Consider the following 16,384-nt stretch of genomic DNA (forward strand, 5'->3'; position numbering starts at 1 on the left):
TATTAACTTTCGGAGAGTGCCTAATGGCGATCGAACGTACTTTTTCTATTATCAAGCCAGATGCCGTTGCTAAAAATGCAATTGGTGCAATTTACGCTCGTTTTGAAGCTGCAAACTTAAAAATTGTTGCTTCTAAAATGATTCATATGTCTAAAGAGCAAGCAGAAGGTTTTTATGCTGAGCATAAAGAGCGTCCTTTCTTTGCTGCGCTTGTTGAGTTCATGACGTCTGGTCCTGTTACTGTTCAGGTTTTAGAAGGCGAAAACGCGATCGTTAAAAACCGTGAAATCATGGGTGCAACTAACCCAGCTGAAGCGGCTGCAGGCACTTTGCGTCATGACTTCGCAGAAAGCATCGATGCTAACGCTGTTCATGGTTCAGATGCTCCGGCTTCTGCAGCGCGTGAAATTGCATATTTCTTCGAAGATAGCGAAATCTTTTCTCGTTAATTTGAAAAAATAGCGACAAAATCGCAGTTGTTTGGCCGACTTTTCGATAGAATAGACGGCCCGTTAAAAGGGAGCCCAGAGTACTGGTCTCCCTTTTAAGTTTTCAGGTATATAAGTCTTACAGTGATAAAAAGGGTAGTTCATGACAGATGCAGTTAAAAAGGTAAATTTGCTTGGTATGGGGTTAGAGTCCATGCAAGCCTTTTTTACGGAAACATTGGGCGAAAAACGTTTTCGTGCTGTCCAAGTCTTGAAATGGATCCATCACCGTGGGGTAGACAATTTCGATGATATGACGGATGTCAGTAAGGCGCTTCGTGATAAGCTCAAAGAAGTCGCTGAAATTGTTCCTCCTGAAGTTACCTTTAAAAAGTACTCTAAAGACGGGACTCGCAAGTGGGTAATGCAAATGCCTGGTGGCAGTGCCGTTGAAACCGTTTATATTCCAGAGGGCGATCGTGGAACCTTATGTGTTTCCTCACAAATTGGTTGTGCGTTAGATTGTTCGTTTTGTTCAACGGGCAAGCAAGGCTTTAACCGTGACCTAAGCTCCGCTGAAATTATTGGTCAATTGTGGGTTGCGGCTCGCTCTTGGGATGAGCCTGGCAAAAAACGTGATCGACACGTTACCAATGTAGTCATGATGGGTATGGGTGAGCCATTACTCAATTATGATAACGTCGTAGAATCCATGAATCTTATGATGGAAGACAACGCCTACGGTTTATCTAAACGTCGGGTTACCCTAAGTACTTCCGGAGTAGTGCCCGCTATATATGAGCTAGCCAAAGTAACTGATGTCTCTCTCGCCTTGTCACTGCATGCCCCTAACGATGCGCTTCGAAACGAGCTGGTCCCAATTAATAAGAAGTATGGTATCAAAGAAACTTTGAATGCAGTGAATACCTACTTTGATCGCCTACCCGATAAACGTGTTTGCACCATTGAATATACGTTAATTGATCAGGTTAATGATCACCCTGAACATGCACAAGAGCTGGCCGAAGTATTAAAAGATACGCCGAATAAAATTAACCTTATTCCGTTTAATCCGTTTCCAAATTCTGGCTACCAGCGCCCTAGCAATAATCGAATTCATCGCTTTAGGGACATATTGCACAAAGCTGGATACAATGTAACGATACGTAAAACCCGTGGCGACGATATTGATGCAGCCTGCGGGCAATTAATTGGTCAAGTAGCCGATAAAACTAAGCGTTCCGAACGGTTCATTGATGCCGTTGAGCTTGGGCACACGGCTGCAACCGTTGCAAATAATCGTACTAATCGGACTGCAAAATGAATCTAACGTCTATCACAAAAATTCTAGTATTAATCACCGTGATTGGTTTGTCGGCTTGTGTCACTACCTCAACCGGACCCTTTGAGGGTAAGAAAGACCTCGCGAAGGCCGAAGCGACGCATGTACAAATTGGGTATAGGTTTTTTGAAAAAGAAGATTTCCAAAACGCTAAGAAATCGTTAATTACGGCGCTTGAAATCAACCCTAGATCGGCGGGTGCGCACCTAGGGTTAGCTCGTGTTTATGAACGTGAACTAGAATTTGACCTGGCCGAAAGCCACTTCAAAAAAGCCATTCGTTATAACCCAGAGTCGGAGTATCACTTCCAGTACGGTGCTTACTTGTACAATCGAGGTGAATACAAAGGTGCCTACAAGCAGTTTAATGAAGTGCTAGAAAACACCGTTTATGTTCGCAGAGCGCAAACTTTTGAGTTACAAGGCTTCGTTGCTCAACAGTTAGAAAAAGAAGATGTTGCGCTGAATATGTTTCACCGTGCGATTGCGGTAAACCCAATGTTGGCGAGTAGCTATGTCGCCTTGGCTCGAATTTATTTTGAGCGCGAAGATTTTGTAACAGGGGCTATTCAATACAAAGGTTTCGTTGATCTTGTGCGTGCAAAAGTTACTCGCCAAAACGCATCGACGGTTTGGTTGGGCTTGCAGCTTGCGCGTGCAACAAATGATCAAGACAGCTTCGCTTCTCTAGAATTGCAAATGAAAAATCAATTTGCGGATTCACCAGAATATCAAGAATACATCGCTTGGAAATAAACAAGGATAGGCATGAATAAACAACACGAGAGTCCCATTAAACGACGAGTTTCTCGGAAAATTTGGGTAGGCGATGTACCTGTTGGCGGTGATGCGCCTATCGCTGTACAATCTATGACCAATACAGAAACGACCGATGTTGCTGCAACTGTCGCCCAAATTAAGGCGCTCGAAGATGCGGGTGCTGACATCGTTCGAGTGTCTGTACCCACTATGGATGCAGCCGAAGCTTTTGGCAAAATACGCCAACAAGTGTCTGTACCGTTAATTTCTGATATCCATTTCGATCATAAAATTGCGTTGCGTGTTGCTGAGTTAGGTGTCGATTGTTTGCGCATTAACCCTGGGAATATTGGTCGTGAAGATCGTGTTCGAGAGGTGATAGCCGCAGCCCGAGATAAAAATATCCCAATCCGTATTGGTGTAAATGCTGGATCGTTAGAAAAAGATCTACAGAAAAAATACGGCGAACCTACGCCAGAAGCATTGGTTGAATCGGCCATGCGACATATCGATATTTTGGATCGATTAAACTTTCCTGATTTTAAACTAAGCCTTAAAGCGTCTGATGTGTTTATGACGGTTGCGGCTTATAGGCAAATCGCCAATCAAATTGAGCAGCCTTTACATTTAGGCATTACCGAAGCCGGTGGACTAAGAAGCGGAACCGTGAAATCAGCGGTCGGTTTAGGCATGCTACTGATGGATGGAATCGGTGATACCTTAAGAGTTTCACTCGCAGCTGATCCAGTCGAAGAGATTAAAGTAGGTTTCGATATTTTACGCAGCTTACGTTTACGTAATAAAGGCATTAATTTCATTGCATGCCCTAGCTGTTCACGTCAAAATTTTGATGTGATTGGTACGATGAATGAGCTGGAATCTCGCTTAGAAGATGTCTTGACGCCTGTAGACGTGGCCGTTATTGGTTGTGTAGTCAATGGTCCAGGAGAAGCCAAAGAAGTCGATGTCGGTGTTACCGGTGGTACGCCAAACCTAATTTATTTAAATGGTAAGCCCGATCACAAAATCACGAATGACTCCTTAGTTGATCATTTCGAATCATTAATTCGTCAAAAAGTTGCTGAAAAACAAGCGCTCGAAGACAGTATAATTGCCAAAAAATAGTAAGGAGTCTCCATTGTCTGGTTTGCAATCGTTGCGAGGCATGAATGATGTTTTGCCAAGTGAAAGTCCACTTTGGCAGTATTTAGAATCTCAAGTAAAGTCTGTTTTAGATCAATACAGCTATCGCGAAATGCGCATGCCGATCGTAGAAAGCACAGAGCTGTTTGCACGTGGTGTGGGTGAGCACACCGATGTGGTCGAAAAGGAAATGTATACCTTTTTAGATCGTAACGAAGACAGTTTAACCTTGCGTCCAGAAGGAACCGCTGGTTGCGTGCGTGCCGCATTGCAACATGGGCTCACGCACAATCAAATTCAGCGTCTTTGGTATCAAGGACCCATGTTTCGTTATGAACGACCTCAGAAAGGCCGCTACCGTCAGTTCTTTCAAATAGGTGCAGAAACTTTTGGCATAGCCAGCCCTGACATTGATGCAGAATTGATTGTCATGACGCATCGATTATTCAAAAAGCTTGGTATTTCTGATTCGTTAACGCTTCACCTAAATACGTTGGGCAGTAGCGAAGCCAGAGCGCGCTATCGCAAAGCCTTGGTTGATTATTTAGAAGGCGTAAAAGATAAGCTCGATGAAGACAGTCAGCGTCGTTTGTATGTAAACCCGATGCGAATTTTAGACAGCAAGTCTAAATCAACCCAAGCCTTGCTCGATGGTGCACCGCAATTTAAAGATTACATCGATGAAGAATCGGTTGAACATTTCGATCAATTGCGGAAACTTCTCGATGCCGCTGGCGTTGATTACGTTGTGAATCCACGCTTGGTTCGAGGGTTAGACTATTACACAAAGACAGTGTTTGAGTGGATGACCGATGCTCTTGGTGCGCAAGGAACCGTTTGCGGCGGTGGTCGTTACGATGGCTTAATTCCTTTGCTCGGCGGTAAGCCAACGCCTGGTTCTGGTTTTGCTATGGGCGTTGAGCGTTTATTGTTGTTGCTTGAAACCTTAAACGTTGTACCAGACTCTATTTACAATACTGTGGATGTTTTTATGGTGGTTGCAGGTGAACAAGCGCAATTATCGGCATTTGAATTGGCTGAGTCGGTCCGTTCATTGCCAAGTAAACCACGGTTACAAATGAATTGCGGTGGTGGCAGTTTTAAAAGTCAAATGAAAAAAGCCGATAAATCGGGCGCACAAATCGCTCTGATTCTCGGTGATGACGAAGCCAATCAAAAAATTGTTCAAGTAAAAGATTTGCGTGGCGATATGCAGCAAGAGACAGCCGCTTGGTCGGATTTAGCTGAAATCTTCGCTAAGTTCAGTATATAATCGCGGTCTTTGAATTTTTACCACAAGATCAAACATAATAATGTAAGTCAGCATGGCTGGCTTACGCATAAAGATAGCTAATAACCGATAAACTCGGTGAAATGGAGTAGAAGCGTGTACGATACCGATCAAGAACAAATAGAAGCGATTAAAGCCTGGTGGAGCGCCAATGCGAATTGGGTTATTGCCAGTGTATTAGTGTTTATTTTTGCATTCGCAGGCTGGAATTGGTACCAAGTGGATCAGCTAAACCATAAAGAAGAAGCATCTCGTTTATATGACCGCTTATTGGTGAATGTCTCAGCATCTGAGGCAGACTTAGACGAGCGCGCCAGTATGATAAGTGCGCTTAAAACAGACTATGCCGATTTAGGTTATGCTGTTATGGCAGCGCTGTTCGAAGCTAAAGATTCAGTCGAAGCCAAAGAATATAGCGCGGCGCTTAGTAGTTTAGAGTTTGCCTACGATCACGCTGACGAGTCTCTTCATGGTGTTATTTTGTATCGTAAAGCATTGGTGCAATTTGGTATGGGTGAACTCGACGCGGCATTGGCTACATTAGATGCTATAACTGGGGAAGGGCACCAAGCACTTACCTTTGAGCTTAAAGGCGATATATACCTAGCTCAAGGCAATGAAAGTGCCGCTCGCGATGCTTATCAATCAGCTGTCGATTTGAGCTCAGATCAAGGCATTAACAACCCTTACTTAGCCGTAAAATTAAATGATTTGGCTGTTGCTGAGTAATGAAAGTCCTTCAACTTTTTATCGCGGTCGGCTTTGTCGCGTTATTTGCTTCTTGCTCTTCGAGTTCTATTAAAGAGCAAGCCGCAGTCTTGCCAGAAACATTACCCAGCGAAGTAGATGTTGAGGTGCAGTGGTGGCAGGTTTTAGGTGATGAGACGGCAGATGATCGCTTTGGTAAATTAGCACCAACGGTTTTTAATAACCATGTGTTCGTACCGTTAGCCAATGGTGAAATCGTTGAGCTGAATGAGCAAGGTAAAGAGCTTAAGCGCATTAATGTAGGTGTGCCTATTAGCGCACCCATTGCTATGAGTGAAGACTTTAGCATTGCCTTAGATTTAAAAGGCAATGTAAGCGCCTTTGATAAAGAATTCAGTTTGCTTTGGAAAACACCCTTAAAAGCCATTGCAACTCGCTCGGCGGTGTTTTCAGGCGATCGAGTATTTATCCAAACAATTGATGGCCGTGTTACCGCATTAGAGCGTTTAACTGGGCGCTTACTTTGGAGTTATCAAGACGCCGAACCGTCGCTAACTTTGACAGGAACGGCTCAGCCGATTTTAGTACCCACAGCTCAAGGTGAAATATTAGCAACAGGGTTGGCAAACGGTAAGTTTATTGCGATAGAAACGCTCACCGGTAATCTTGCTTGGGAATATAGAATTGCAAAAGCCAGCGGAAAGACAGAAATGAGCCGTTTGGTCGATGTGGATTCGACCGTCGCTATAATCGATGGCTTGATAGTCGTGACAGGGTATCAAGGTGGGCTCGTCATCATAAACCCAGAAAATGGACAAATGATTGCTAATAAGCCTTTTTCCTCTTACCGTGGTGTCGCCATTGATGGCCCATTAGTATTCGGAGTGCTAGATAACAGCCACATCGTTGCCTTAGAGACAAACACCTTGGCTGAGGCTTGGGTGAACCATGATTTTGAATATCGACAAGTAAGTGAGGTTGTAGTGCTTGGTCAGTATCTGGTTATGTCCGATATAGAAGGCTACTTACACGTGCTTGATAAGAAAACGGGTCAATGGCTGGGTTCTCGTCACATCGATTGGCAAGGTTCAAATAGTTTTCCTGTACGTTTTAACGATGGAGTTCTCTTGCAGGGCTACAGTAGCCGCATAAAATACGTTACAATCCCCTAGTTCATGACGGAGGGTTCTCTCCGTCATTTATTGCTTGATTCAAATCTTCAACTAAAGTTAGCCTATATTTACTTCCACTGAGACTGTTCAAAAAGATGACACCTGTAATTGCATTAGTTGGTCGCCCCAACGTTGGAAAATCGACACTGTTTAATCGTTTCACTCGTTCAAGAGACGCATTAGTCGCCGACTTTTCCGGATTGACCCGTGACCGCAAATACGGTGATGGAAAGTTAGAAGACCGCCCATTTATTGTAATTGACACCGGTGGCGTCAGTGGCTTTGAAGAAGGCTTAGATGCCGCCATGGCCGAACAAAGCTTTGCGGCTATTGACGAAGCCGATGCGGTTTTGTTTCTAGTAGATGGTGTTACTGGCTTAACCGGCGCAGATGCCTTTTTAGCGGAACATTTGCGTAAGCAAAATAAGAAAATTTGGTTGGTTGTTAATAAAACCGATGGTCGTGACCCCGATGTTGCCATGGCAGACTTCCACGAAATGGGGTTAGGCGAACCGATTCCTATCGCGGCCACGCACAATAGAGGCGTGTTATCGCTGCTGGAGAGCGTTTTAGAAGCGTTCCCTGATGACGAAGAACGCATTGACCCAATGACCGATGACTCCATCCGAATGGCGATCATCGGTCGACCTAATGTAGGAAAATCTACATTAGTGAACAGAATGCTCGGGGAAGATAGAGTCGTTGTGTACGATCAGCCAGGCACCACCATGGATTCTATTTATATTCCATTTGAGCGCTTTGAAAAGAAGTACACCATCATCGATACAGCGGGTGTGCGTCGCCGGAAAAACATTAAAGAGGCCGTTGAGAAATTTTCGATTGTGAAGACCTTGCAGGCAATTCAAGACGCTAACGTGGTAGTGCTGGTGGTAGATGCACAAACTGGGTTAGTCGATCAAGATATGCATATGTTAGGTTTTGCCCTTGATTCTGGACGTGCGATGGTTATAGCGATCAACAAATGGGATGGCTTAGATCCATACATGAAAGACCAAGTAAAAGAAGCCATTGATCGTAAAATGCCTTTTATGGACTGGGCCGATATGCACTTTATTTCGGCAAAGCATGGCACCAACGTTGGTCATCTGTACGAATCTATTGATACGGCTTACAGTGGTGCGCGATCAAAATGGAGTACTAACCAGCTCACCAACATTATGCAAGGTGTTGTAGAAATGCATCAACCGCCGATGATTGGCGGACGCCGTATTAAACTGCGCTATGCCCACCAAGGCGGTTCAAACCCACCTGTTGTTGTTATTCACGGCAATAAGCTCGATAAGTTACCTGGCAGTTATAAGCGCTACTTAGAAAATGCTTTCCGAAAAGCGCTTAAAGTTAGAGGCACACCAATACGATTCGAATTCAAAGTAGGGGATAACCCTTACGATGACGAAGCGAAAGGTCGTCGCGCAATTAAACGGACCGATAAAGAGCGCAAGAAAAAAGGCCGTTACAGCAAATAAGCGTATTAAAAAAGCACCTCTAATTAGGTGCTTTTTTTATGCCTATCAGATTAAGAGCGGTCGGTTGTGTTAGATACGGTAGAATGAACAATGCCATTTTGTAATCGAGTTTCCAGCGTATCGCCTATGTTTAATTGCTTGGCATTGGTCACTACGTGGTTGTTTGCGAGGGTAATAGAGTAGCCGCGTTCCAATGTTGAGAGAGGTGAAAGTACATTGAGTTTAGCGATGGCTTCGGCAAAACGGGCTTGTTTTGGTTGAAGACTGGCTTGAATGGCTTTGTTAAGTCTTAAGGTGGTCTGCTTTAATTGTTTTTGATCTGAGGCAATTTGCACCATTGGGCTGGCACGGTGCAAGCGTTTTTCTAATGCCGTTAAACGCTCAGACTTTTGAGTAATAACAGAAACAGCTGCTTTGGTATTCTGACTCGAAAGCTTGACCAATGATTTGCGCCACTCTAACACTATGTTTAGAGGGCTGCGCAGCCGCTTCTTTATATGATCCAAAGAAGATTTGTGGTGGTTAATGATCATTGGCATTAATTGTTTTAAGCGAACATCGATCGCATCAAATCGTTGAATCAGTTCATACTGGTCAGGGCTCACTAGTTCAGCAGCCTGGGAGGGCGTTGCGGCACGAACATCGGCCACAAAATCTGAAATCGAGGTGTCCACTTCATGCCCAACCGCGGAAATTATCGGTAACGACGATTGGTAGATGGCACGAGCAACCGCTTCAGTATTAAAGCACCATAAGTCTTCTAATGAACCTCCGCCTCGGCCAACAATTAGAACATCGACCTCATTGCGTCGATTCGCCGTTGCAATGGCTTCAACGATCGTCGCCGTGGCTTCTTTACCTTGTACCTGAGAAGGGTAAAGCACCAACTCAATGAGGGGGTATCTGCGCTTTAAAACACTAATAACATCATGAAGGGCGGCACCCGTAGACGAAGTCACTAAGCCTACAGTTTTGATGGCCTTAGGTAATGGCTGTTTATTTGTTTCATCAAATAGGCCTTCTTGGCTGAGCTTTTCCTTTAATTGGAAAAATGCGGCTTGCAAAGCCCCTTCACCACGGGGTTGCATAGAGCTTACGATGAGCTGGTAATCACCTCGGCCTTCATAGAGGCTTAAGCGCCCGTACACTAGCACTTCATCACCAACTTTCGGCTTGTAAGTGTTTTTCGCCAACGAACCTTTAAACATAGCGCAGCGAATTTGGGCCTGGCTGTCTTTTAGTGTGAAATAAATATGTCCCGATGCTGGCTTGCTCAGAGTTGATATTTCACCTTGGACAGGAACCATTGGGTATTGGCTTTCGAGCAATTGTTTAACTTGACGGTTGAGGGCAAAAACCGTGAGTGGTGCGCTAGGTTGGTACTGGCTCATAGCAAGATGTCAGGTTTGTAGGTGTTGGTTTTATTTGACCCGCGAAAAGGCACGGTATAGAAGTACATAATAGTGCCATAAAACTTTGCGTTTTGCCAAAAATAGTTATAATGCGCCGCCAACTTGATTCAGAGATCTTTCTGAATCCCAACTGTTCCACTCCACCTTTGAGGGAAACTAAAGATGTTGCGCATTGCCCAAACCGCTTTAACCTACGATGATGTATTACTTGTCCCTGGCTATTCAGAAGTCCTACCAAAAGAAGTCTCACTAAAAACACGTTTAAGCCGCAACATTTCGTTGAATATGCCATTGGTTTCGGCCGCGATGGATACGGTAACCGAAGCTCGTCTGGCCATTGCCATGGCGCAAGAAGGCGGTATCGGTATTATTCATAAGAATATGACGCCTGAACAACAAGCACACCAAGTGCGCTTAGTGAAAAAATTTGAATCAGGTGTTGTCCGCGATCCAGTTACTATTTCGCCAAATGCAACCATTCGAGAATTGCTTGCATTGATATCTGAACACAGCTTCTCGGGTGTGCCGGTAACGTCTGGTGATGATCTTGTTGGTATCGTTACGAGCCGTGACGTGCGATTCGAGAAGAATTTGGATGCTGTAGTTTCCAGTATTATGACGGGCAAAGATAAGCTGGTGACTGTAAAAGAAGGTGAGAGCCAAGAAAAAGTTCGTGAGCTGTTGCATGAGCATCGAATCGAAAAAGTTTTGGTGGTAGATGATGCCTTTAAATTAACGGGTATGATGACCGTTAAAGATATCAATAAAGCTAAATCTTACCCACTTGCCAGTAAAGATGAATTTGGCCGACTGCGTTGCGGCGCTGCCGTTGGCACGGGTGCAGACACAGCCGACCGGGTTGAAGCTCTCGTGAATGCTGGGGTTGATGTCGTTATTGTTGATACAGCCCATGGACACAGTAAAGGCGTTATTGATCGGGTACGTTGGGTTAAAGAGAACTTCCCACAGGTAGACGTTATTGGTGGAAACATCGCCACGGCTGATGCCGCCATTGCACTTGTCGAGGCAGGCGCCGATGGCGTTAAAGTAGGAATTGGTCCTGGCTCAATCTGCACTACTCGAATCGTTGCTGGCGTAGGGGTTCCTCAAATCAGCGCCATTGCAAATGTATCCGCGGCACTAGAATCTTATGATGTGCCTCTTATAGCCGACGGCGGCATCCGTTACTCAGGCGATATTTCAAAGGCGATCGTTGCCGGAGCATCGTCAATTATGGCGGGTGGTATGTTTGCAGGTACCGATGAATCACCCGGTGAAGTCGAATTGTTCCAAGGGCGAGCTTATAAGAGCTATCGTGGAATGGGTTCAATGGGAGCGATGTCTCAATCTCAAGGTTCAAGCGATCGATACTTTCAGACAGTCGAAAGCGGCGTAGAAAAACTGGTACCAGAAGGTGTAGAAGGGCGTATAGCCGTTAAAGGGCCTATCTCATCAGTGATACACCAAATGATGGGTGGTTTGCGAGCATCGATGGGCTACACGGGCTGTAAAACAATCGAAGAGATGAGAACGAAGCCTGAGTTTGTTCAAATTACAGGTGCTGGCATGACGGAATCGCATGTTCACGATATTCAGGTTACAAAAGAAGCACCTAATTACCGCATGGGTTAAGTGCATCATCTATAGTTATTCTTATCAATAAATACCGCGCTGAAATGGCGCGGTTAATTATTTAGCCCTCTATTAAAAGGTTAGGTTATGAGCCAGGTTAATATTCATCAGCACAAAATACTGATTTTGGATTTCGGTTCGCAATACACGCAGCTGATAGCACGCCGTGTACGTGAACTAGGCGTATTTTGTGAAATTCGTGCTTATGATATGTCCGATGAAGACATTAAAGCGTTCGCGCCTAAAGGTATTATCTTATCAGGTGGACCAGAGTCTGTCGGCGCGGCTGACAGCCCACGCGCTCCAGAAATTGTTTTTAACTTAGGGTTGCCGGTATTGGGGATATGCTACGGCATGCAAACCATGGCTGAGCAACTTGGTGGTGCAGTAAGCACTTCTAACGAGCAAGAATTTGGATACGCTGAAGTTAAGGTAGAGCCCGCTGGCAAATTGTTAGCCGATCTTAAAGATCGCGAAACCTTGGGTGATTCGTTCTTAGATGTTTGGATGAGTCACGGAGATAAAGTTTCTGTGATGCCTGAAGGATTTGAATTAATGGCATCGACGCCTAGTTGCCCGATAGCCGCGATGGCAAATGATGAAAAGCAATTTTATGGCGTTCAATTTCATCCAGAAGTTACGCATACGTTGCAAGGATTAGAAATTCTTGAGCGTTTTGTGCGTACCTTGGCCGATTGCGATGCATTGTGGACTCCAGCGAATATTATTGAAGATCAAATAGAAACAGTTCGACAGCAAGTGGGCGACCGAAAGGTATTGCTGGGTCTTTCTGGTGGCGTCGATTCTTCAGTGGTTGCGGCTTTGTTGCACAAGGCCATAGGCGATCAATTAACCTGTGTGTTTGTAGATAATGGTTTGCTTCGACTCAATGAAGGCGACCAAGTCATGAAGCTTTTTGCCGATAACATGGGCGTGAAGGTTATTAGAGCCAATGCTCAATCGCGTTTTTTAAATGCGTTAAAAGGTGAATCTGATCCAGAGGCAAAACGTAAAATCATTGGTCGTGAATTTATCAGTGTATTTGATGAAGAAGCCAGCAAAATTAAAGATGTAGACTTTTTGGCACAGGGTACTATTTACCCTGATGTTATTGAATCGGCTGCCTCTAAAACCGGGAAAGCGCATGTTATTAAGTCGCACCATAATGTGGGCGGTTTACCCGATGATATGAAAATGGATTTGGTTGAACCCTTGCGTGAGTTATTCAAAGACGAAGTTCGCAAAATTGGGTTAGAGTTGGGCTTACCTTACGATATGGTTTATCGTCATCCGTTCCCAGGGCCTGGCCTAGGGGTTCGTATTTTAGGCGAGGTAAAAGAAGAGTACGCTGATATTCTTCGATTGGCGGATGCTATTTTCATGGAAGAGTTGCATAAAGCCGATTGGTACCATAAAACTTCTCAGGCCTTTGCTGTATTTATGCCAGTGAAATCGGTCGGGGTTGTCGGAGATGCACGTCGTTATGAGTGGGTGATTGGAATTAGAGCGGTTGAGACAGTCGACTTTATGACGGCACATTGGGCGCACCTTCCTTATGAATTATTAGGCCGAGTCAGTAATCGAATCATTAACGAGATTAAAGGCGTGTCACGCGTGGTTTATGATATCTCCGGGAAGCCGCCTGCAACCATTGAATGGGAATAACGATCTTCATTGTTTAATGCCCAGGGCCTGCATAAAGACTTGTAGGCCCATTTTTAACTCTAAACCCTAAGTTGAGCTCTTGTGAACAGTAAGCACGAACTTTACATGCAACGCGCGTTGGCATTGGCGCAACAAGCCGCCAGCGAAGGCGAAATTCCTATTGGTGCCGTTGTTGTTATAGAAGATCGTATCGTCGGCGAAGGCTATAATCAAACCATTCAACGCAGTGACCCAAGTGCTCATGCTGAGATGGTCGCTATTCGTGCTGCGGCGACACATATAAATAATCACCGATTGGTCAATTCTACGCTGTATGTCACCATTGAACCCTGTACAATGTGCGCCGGATTGTTGGTTCATAGTCGAATTGAACAGCTAGTTTTTGGGGCGAGAGAACCTAAGGCTGGTGCCGTTTGTTCTGCGATGAATGTTAACGACCAGACTCACTTCAATCACAATTTTCAAGTGATCGAAGGTGTTCTCGCTCAAGATTGCGCCCATGTTATGTCGAGCTTTTTTAAAGCCCGACGTCAACAGAAAAAAGCCTTAAAACAAAAGGGCACACTTTAAGCGCATTTCTTGTTGGGCGAGCCAAATTAACGATCTTTATGATGAAATGAGGTTTTCTTGAGCACGCATACACTGACGTTTAAGCAAAAATCGTTGCGCCTTTCTCCAATGTATTTGTTCTTTTTTACATTGTGGGGGGTATTTTTACCTTACTTGGGTCGATTTTTGTTGGCCCAAGGTCTATCAGAACAAGAAGTGAGCATTATCGCCGCCGTCGTGACGGGCGTGAACATGTTTGCCCCGTTCATGTTCAGTTACTTTTCTGACATGCTAGGCCGGCGTATGATTTTTATCCGGGCCGGTTATGTTATTTCCGGTGTTATGTATGCCGCAACGCTTTATGGCGAAGGTTTTTGGTATTTTTTAACGGTATTTGGCTTGTTAGCGACATTCTTAAGTGCCGTATTACCTCAAATGGAGGCCATTGCTTTAGATGTTTTAGGCTCTGAGAAAAGCCGTTATGGTCAAGTTAGGTTATGGGGGAGTGCGGGTTTTGTCATCATTGTTTGGTTACTGGGAATTCTGTTAACTACCTATTCTGTGCGTATCTTACCGATCATTGGATGCAGCTTAACGGTGTTGATGTTTGCCTCCACCTTTTTTATCAAAGAAAAGCCTCGTAAAACCAAAGAGCAGCAAGCCGAAGATGCTACTTCTAACAGGGCTTTCAAAGTCGATTGGTGGCAAGTGGTTGTATTATTGTTGGTGCTGATTTTTTGGCAGTTTGGCATGGCTCCTTACAATACGTTTTTCGATATTTATTTACAGCAGTTTGGTTATCCTGCCAGTACAATCGGGTTTCTGATGAGTTTTGGTGCCTTATGTGAAATTGCCGTGTTCTTTTTTATTGCCTCTTTCTTTAGGCGTTTCAGTGAACGCAGCCTAATGACAGTCGCTTTGGCATTAACGGTTATCAGATGGCTAATGACCTATGCGTTGCCTGAATCTTTTATCGCATTAGTGTTCGCCCAGACGTTGCACGCGGCCACTTTTGGCGTGGTTCATTCTGTTGCTATTCATCGAATTGGGCATTTGTTTCCTGATAGCAAGGCTGGTTTAGGGCAGGGGCTATATGTTGCCATTGGCACAGGTTTTGGGTTATCAGTTGGTAATGTCTTAGCTGGGCTTATTTGGACAGGCAGTGGGGTTGTCTTTATTCAAGGCGCGATATGGGCGGTACTGGCTACATTGCTGACTTGGTTTGGGTTTAAAGACAATGAGCGCGCCAATTAAGTCGCGCTTTTTTGTTTAAATCAATGGATGGCTACGCTTAGGTTTAGCCAAAGTATCACAATACATTTTTATATAGTGTTTTACTGATTTACTCCAAAGAAAACGTTGAGCCATGGCATTTGTTTGCATTTGCTGCCATAACATAGGCTTCTCATGATATACATTCAAAAGCCTCATCGTTTCTTTCAGTAAGGCTTGCTCTGTGGGTTCTTCAAAGCAAAAGCCTGTTGCCGATTTAACATTGCGTTGTGCAGCCGACAACGGTGTTACCGAGTCTTTTAGACCGCCTGTGCTTCGTACTAGTGGCAATGTGCCATATCGCAGGCTATAAATTTGATTCAGTCCGCACGGTTCAAAAATAGAAGGCATCAAAAAAGCATCACCGCCAGCTTCCATTCGATGCGAAAGACCCACGTTATAGCCGTTTATAAATCGAACTTGATCGGGATATCGATGCTGGAGACGGTCGAGCTCATCGGCCAATTTTTTATCACCTGACCCAAGAATTGCGACTTGGCATTTGGAGAATTGAAGTAAATTCCAAAGCATGGGTATAAGAAGGTGAATGCCTTTTTGGTCGGTTAAACGGCATATAGCGACCAATAATGGCGTTTCTGAACTTTCTTCTAGCCCTAATTCCTTTTGCAAATTCGCTTTGTTAGCGCTTTTACCTGGGTCAGTCGGGGTGGCGTAATGATGATTCAAATGAGAGTCTTGTTCTGGATCCCATTGACTGTAATCGCACCCGTTTAAAATGCCCGTTAACTGAGGTAACGCAGAAAACTTGAAATGAAGCCCATGGCCGCCTTCGGGAGTTATCAACTCAGCCGCATAGCCTGGACTGACAGTGCTTACTGTGTCGGCAAAGCTTAACGCGCCTTTCAGCAGGTTAATTTGGCCGTGATCTTCAAAATCTTCTTGTTGGTAAAAACGCTCATGAATGCCCACCGTCTGATGCCAATGTGCTTGAGCATGGCCCTGATAGGCTGCATTGTGCAGTGTTAACACAGATCGGGTGTCTTTAAAAAAGTCGTCTCCTTTAAAGTGCTCCGCGAGATAAAACATAGCCATGGCAGATTGCCAATCATTGCCATGAACAATATCGGGTTGCCATTGTTCTGATTTAGCATAATGTAACGCGGCTTTTGATAAGATTGAAAACCTTAAAATGTTGTCATCATAGCCATGTTGGCCATCGTCATAGATGCCTAGGCGTTTAAAAGTAGGGTGCTCAATGGCAATGGTCGGTATAGAGTCGTGCTGACCCGCTCGGAAACTTATTTCACAGTCGTAAAAGGCGCTGAGTTCTAAATGGAGTTGAGTGCTTGGCCAAGATTCCCAATGCGTTTTAGTTGTTTCATAGGCGGGCATAACAATGCGGACATCGTGACCTAATGAAATAAGCGTTTTTGGCAACGCATAGGCAACATCGGCTAACCCACCGGTTTTAATTAAACCTTCAACTTCAGAAGCAATAAATAAAATCTTTAACGGTTGGCTAGATTTACTCACGGTAACTCCTAGTGTCGAGCTGCAATAGGTA

16 protein-coding genes are annotated in these 16,384 nt (G+C 44.6%); 12 read left to right on the forward strand and 4 right to left on the reverse strand.

Annotated elements, in window-relative coordinates; all coding sequences use genetic code 11:
- Nucleotides 1–23: 23 nt before the first annotated feature.
- The 5 genes from ndk (at nt 24) to hisS (ending at nt 4,944) form a co-directional block, all read left to right on the forward strand.
- Entirely contained in the window at nt 24–449 is a 426-nt protein-coding gene (gene ndk, locus QWZ13_RS10045; protein ID WP_215999330.1) for a nucleoside-diphosphate kinase, read from the forward strand.
- A gap of 142 nt (nt 450–591) precedes the next feature.
- Complete coding sequence (rlmN, locus tag QWZ13_RS10050; RefSeq protein WP_215999331.1) at nt 592–1,752, forward strand: dual-specificity RNA methyltransferase RlmN; 1,161 nt, start codon at nt 592–594, stop codon at nt 1,750–1,752.
- Nucleotides 1,749–2,525: a tetratricopeptide repeat protein gene (locus QWZ13_RS10055; protein WP_290281654.1), complete on the forward strand. Its 777-nt coding sequence runs from the start codon at nt 1,749–1,751 to the stop codon at nt 2,523–2,525. The genes rlmN and QWZ13_RS10055 overlap by 4 nt, the downstream gene beginning before the upstream one ends.
- Nucleotides 2,526–2,537: 12 nt before the next feature.
- Nucleotides 2,538–3,653, forward strand: a complete 1,116-nt coding sequence (gene ispG, locus QWZ13_RS10060; RefSeq protein WP_215999333.1) for a flavodoxin-dependent (E)-4-hydroxy-3-methylbut-2-enyl-diphosphate synthase — start codon at nt 2,538–2,540, stop codon at nt 3,651–3,653.
- A 40-nt stretch (nt 3,654–3,693) separates the two neighbouring features.
- Nucleotides 3,694–4,944, forward strand: a complete 1,251-nt coding sequence (gene hisS, locus QWZ13_RS10065; RefSeq protein ID WP_435407403.1) for a histidine--tRNA ligase — start codon at nt 3,694–3,696, stop codon at nt 4,942–4,944.
- Here the strand turns inward: hisS and QWZ13_RS10070 are convergent.
- On the reverse strand, nt 4,912–5,076 hold the full coding sequence (locus tag QWZ13_RS10070; protein WP_290281656.1) for a hypothetical protein: 165 nt from the start codon (nt 5,074–5,076) through the stop codon (nt 4,912–4,914). The two genes, hisS and QWZ13_RS10070, sit on opposite strands and share 33 nt — an antisense overlap.
- Here QWZ13_RS10070 and QWZ13_RS10075 point away from each other — a divergent pair.
- The 3 genes from QWZ13_RS10075 to der all read left to right on the forward strand — a co-directional run bounded on the left by QWZ13_RS10075 (nt 5,059) and on the right by der (nt 8,329).
- A complete protein-coding gene (locus tag QWZ13_RS10075; RefSeq protein WP_290281657.1) occupies nt 5,059–5,691 on the forward strand; it encodes a YfgM family protein in 633 nt (210 codons plus the stop codon). The genes QWZ13_RS10070 and QWZ13_RS10075 overlap by 18 nt on opposite strands.
- A complete protein-coding gene (locus tag QWZ13_RS10080) occupies nt 5,691–6,842 on the forward strand; it encodes an outer membrane protein assembly factor BamB (RefSeq protein ID WP_290281658.1) in 1,152 nt (383 codons plus the stop codon). Before QWZ13_RS10075 ends, QWZ13_RS10080 begins: the two co-directional genes overlap by 1 nt.
- A 95-nt stretch (nt 6,843–6,937) precedes the next feature.
- The gene (gene der / locus QWZ13_RS10085; RefSeq protein ID WP_215999336.1) at nt 6,938–8,329 is read left to right on the forward strand and encodes a ribosome biogenesis GTPase Der; all 1,392 of its coding nucleotides are present in this window, start codon (nt 6,938–6,940) and stop codon (nt 8,327–8,329) included.
- A 50-nt stretch (nt 8,330–8,379) separates the two neighbouring features.
- Here der and xseA read toward each other — a convergent pair whose 3' ends face one another.
- Both xseA and QWZ13_RS10095 read right to left on the reverse strand, forming a co-directional pair.
- Entirely contained in the window at nt 8,380–9,720 is a 1,341-nt protein-coding gene (xseA, locus tag QWZ13_RS10090) for an exodeoxyribonuclease VII large subunit (protein WP_290281659.1), read from the reverse strand.
- Nucleotides 9,701–9,880: a hypothetical protein gene (locus tag QWZ13_RS10095; RefSeq protein WP_290281660.1), complete on the reverse strand. Its 180-nt coding sequence runs from the start codon at nt 9,878–9,880 to the stop codon at nt 9,701–9,703. Before QWZ13_RS10095 ends, xseA begins: the two co-directional genes overlap by 20 nt.
- 23 nt (nt 9,881–9,903) lie before the next feature.
- Here QWZ13_RS10095 and guaB point away from each other — a divergent pair, with 23 nt between their 5' ends.
- From guaB to QWZ13_RS10115, 4 genes are all read left to right on the forward strand, one after another.
- Complete coding sequence (gene guaB / locus QWZ13_RS10100) at nt 9,904–11,373, forward strand: IMP dehydrogenase (protein ID WP_215999338.1); 1,470 nt, start codon at nt 9,904–9,906, stop codon at nt 11,371–11,373.
- 87 nt (nt 11,374–11,460) lie between these two features.
- Complete coding sequence (guaA, locus tag QWZ13_RS10105) at nt 11,461–13,038, forward strand: glutamine-hydrolyzing GMP synthase (protein WP_215999339.1); 1,578 nt, start codon at nt 11,461–11,463, stop codon at nt 13,036–13,038.
- A 105-nt stretch (nt 13,039–13,143) separates the two neighbouring features.
- A complete protein-coding gene (gene tadA, locus QWZ13_RS10110) occupies nt 13,144–13,608 on the forward strand; it encodes a tRNA adenosine(34) deaminase TadA (RefSeq protein ID WP_290281661.1) in 465 nt (154 codons plus the stop codon).
- 57 nt (nt 13,609–13,665) lie between these two features.
- Entirely contained in the window at nt 13,666–14,841 is a 1,176-nt protein-coding gene (locus tag QWZ13_RS10115; protein ID WP_290281662.1) for an MFS transporter, read from the forward strand.
- Between the two features lie 15 nt (nt 14,842–14,856).
- Here the strand turns inward: QWZ13_RS10115 and QWZ13_RS10120 are convergent, their stop codons facing one another.
- On the reverse strand, nt 14,857–16,353 hold the full coding sequence (locus tag QWZ13_RS10120) for a glycogen synthase (protein WP_290281663.1): 1,497 nt from the start codon (nt 16,351–16,353) through the stop codon (nt 14,857–14,859).
- Nucleotides 16,354–16,384: the final 31 nt, after the last annotated feature.

The organism is Reinekea marina (genome assembly GCF_030409715.1).
In the GTDB taxonomy this organism is placed as follows: Bacteria; Pseudomonadota; Gammaproteobacteria; order Pseudomonadales; family Natronospirillaceae; genus Reinekea; species Reinekea marina.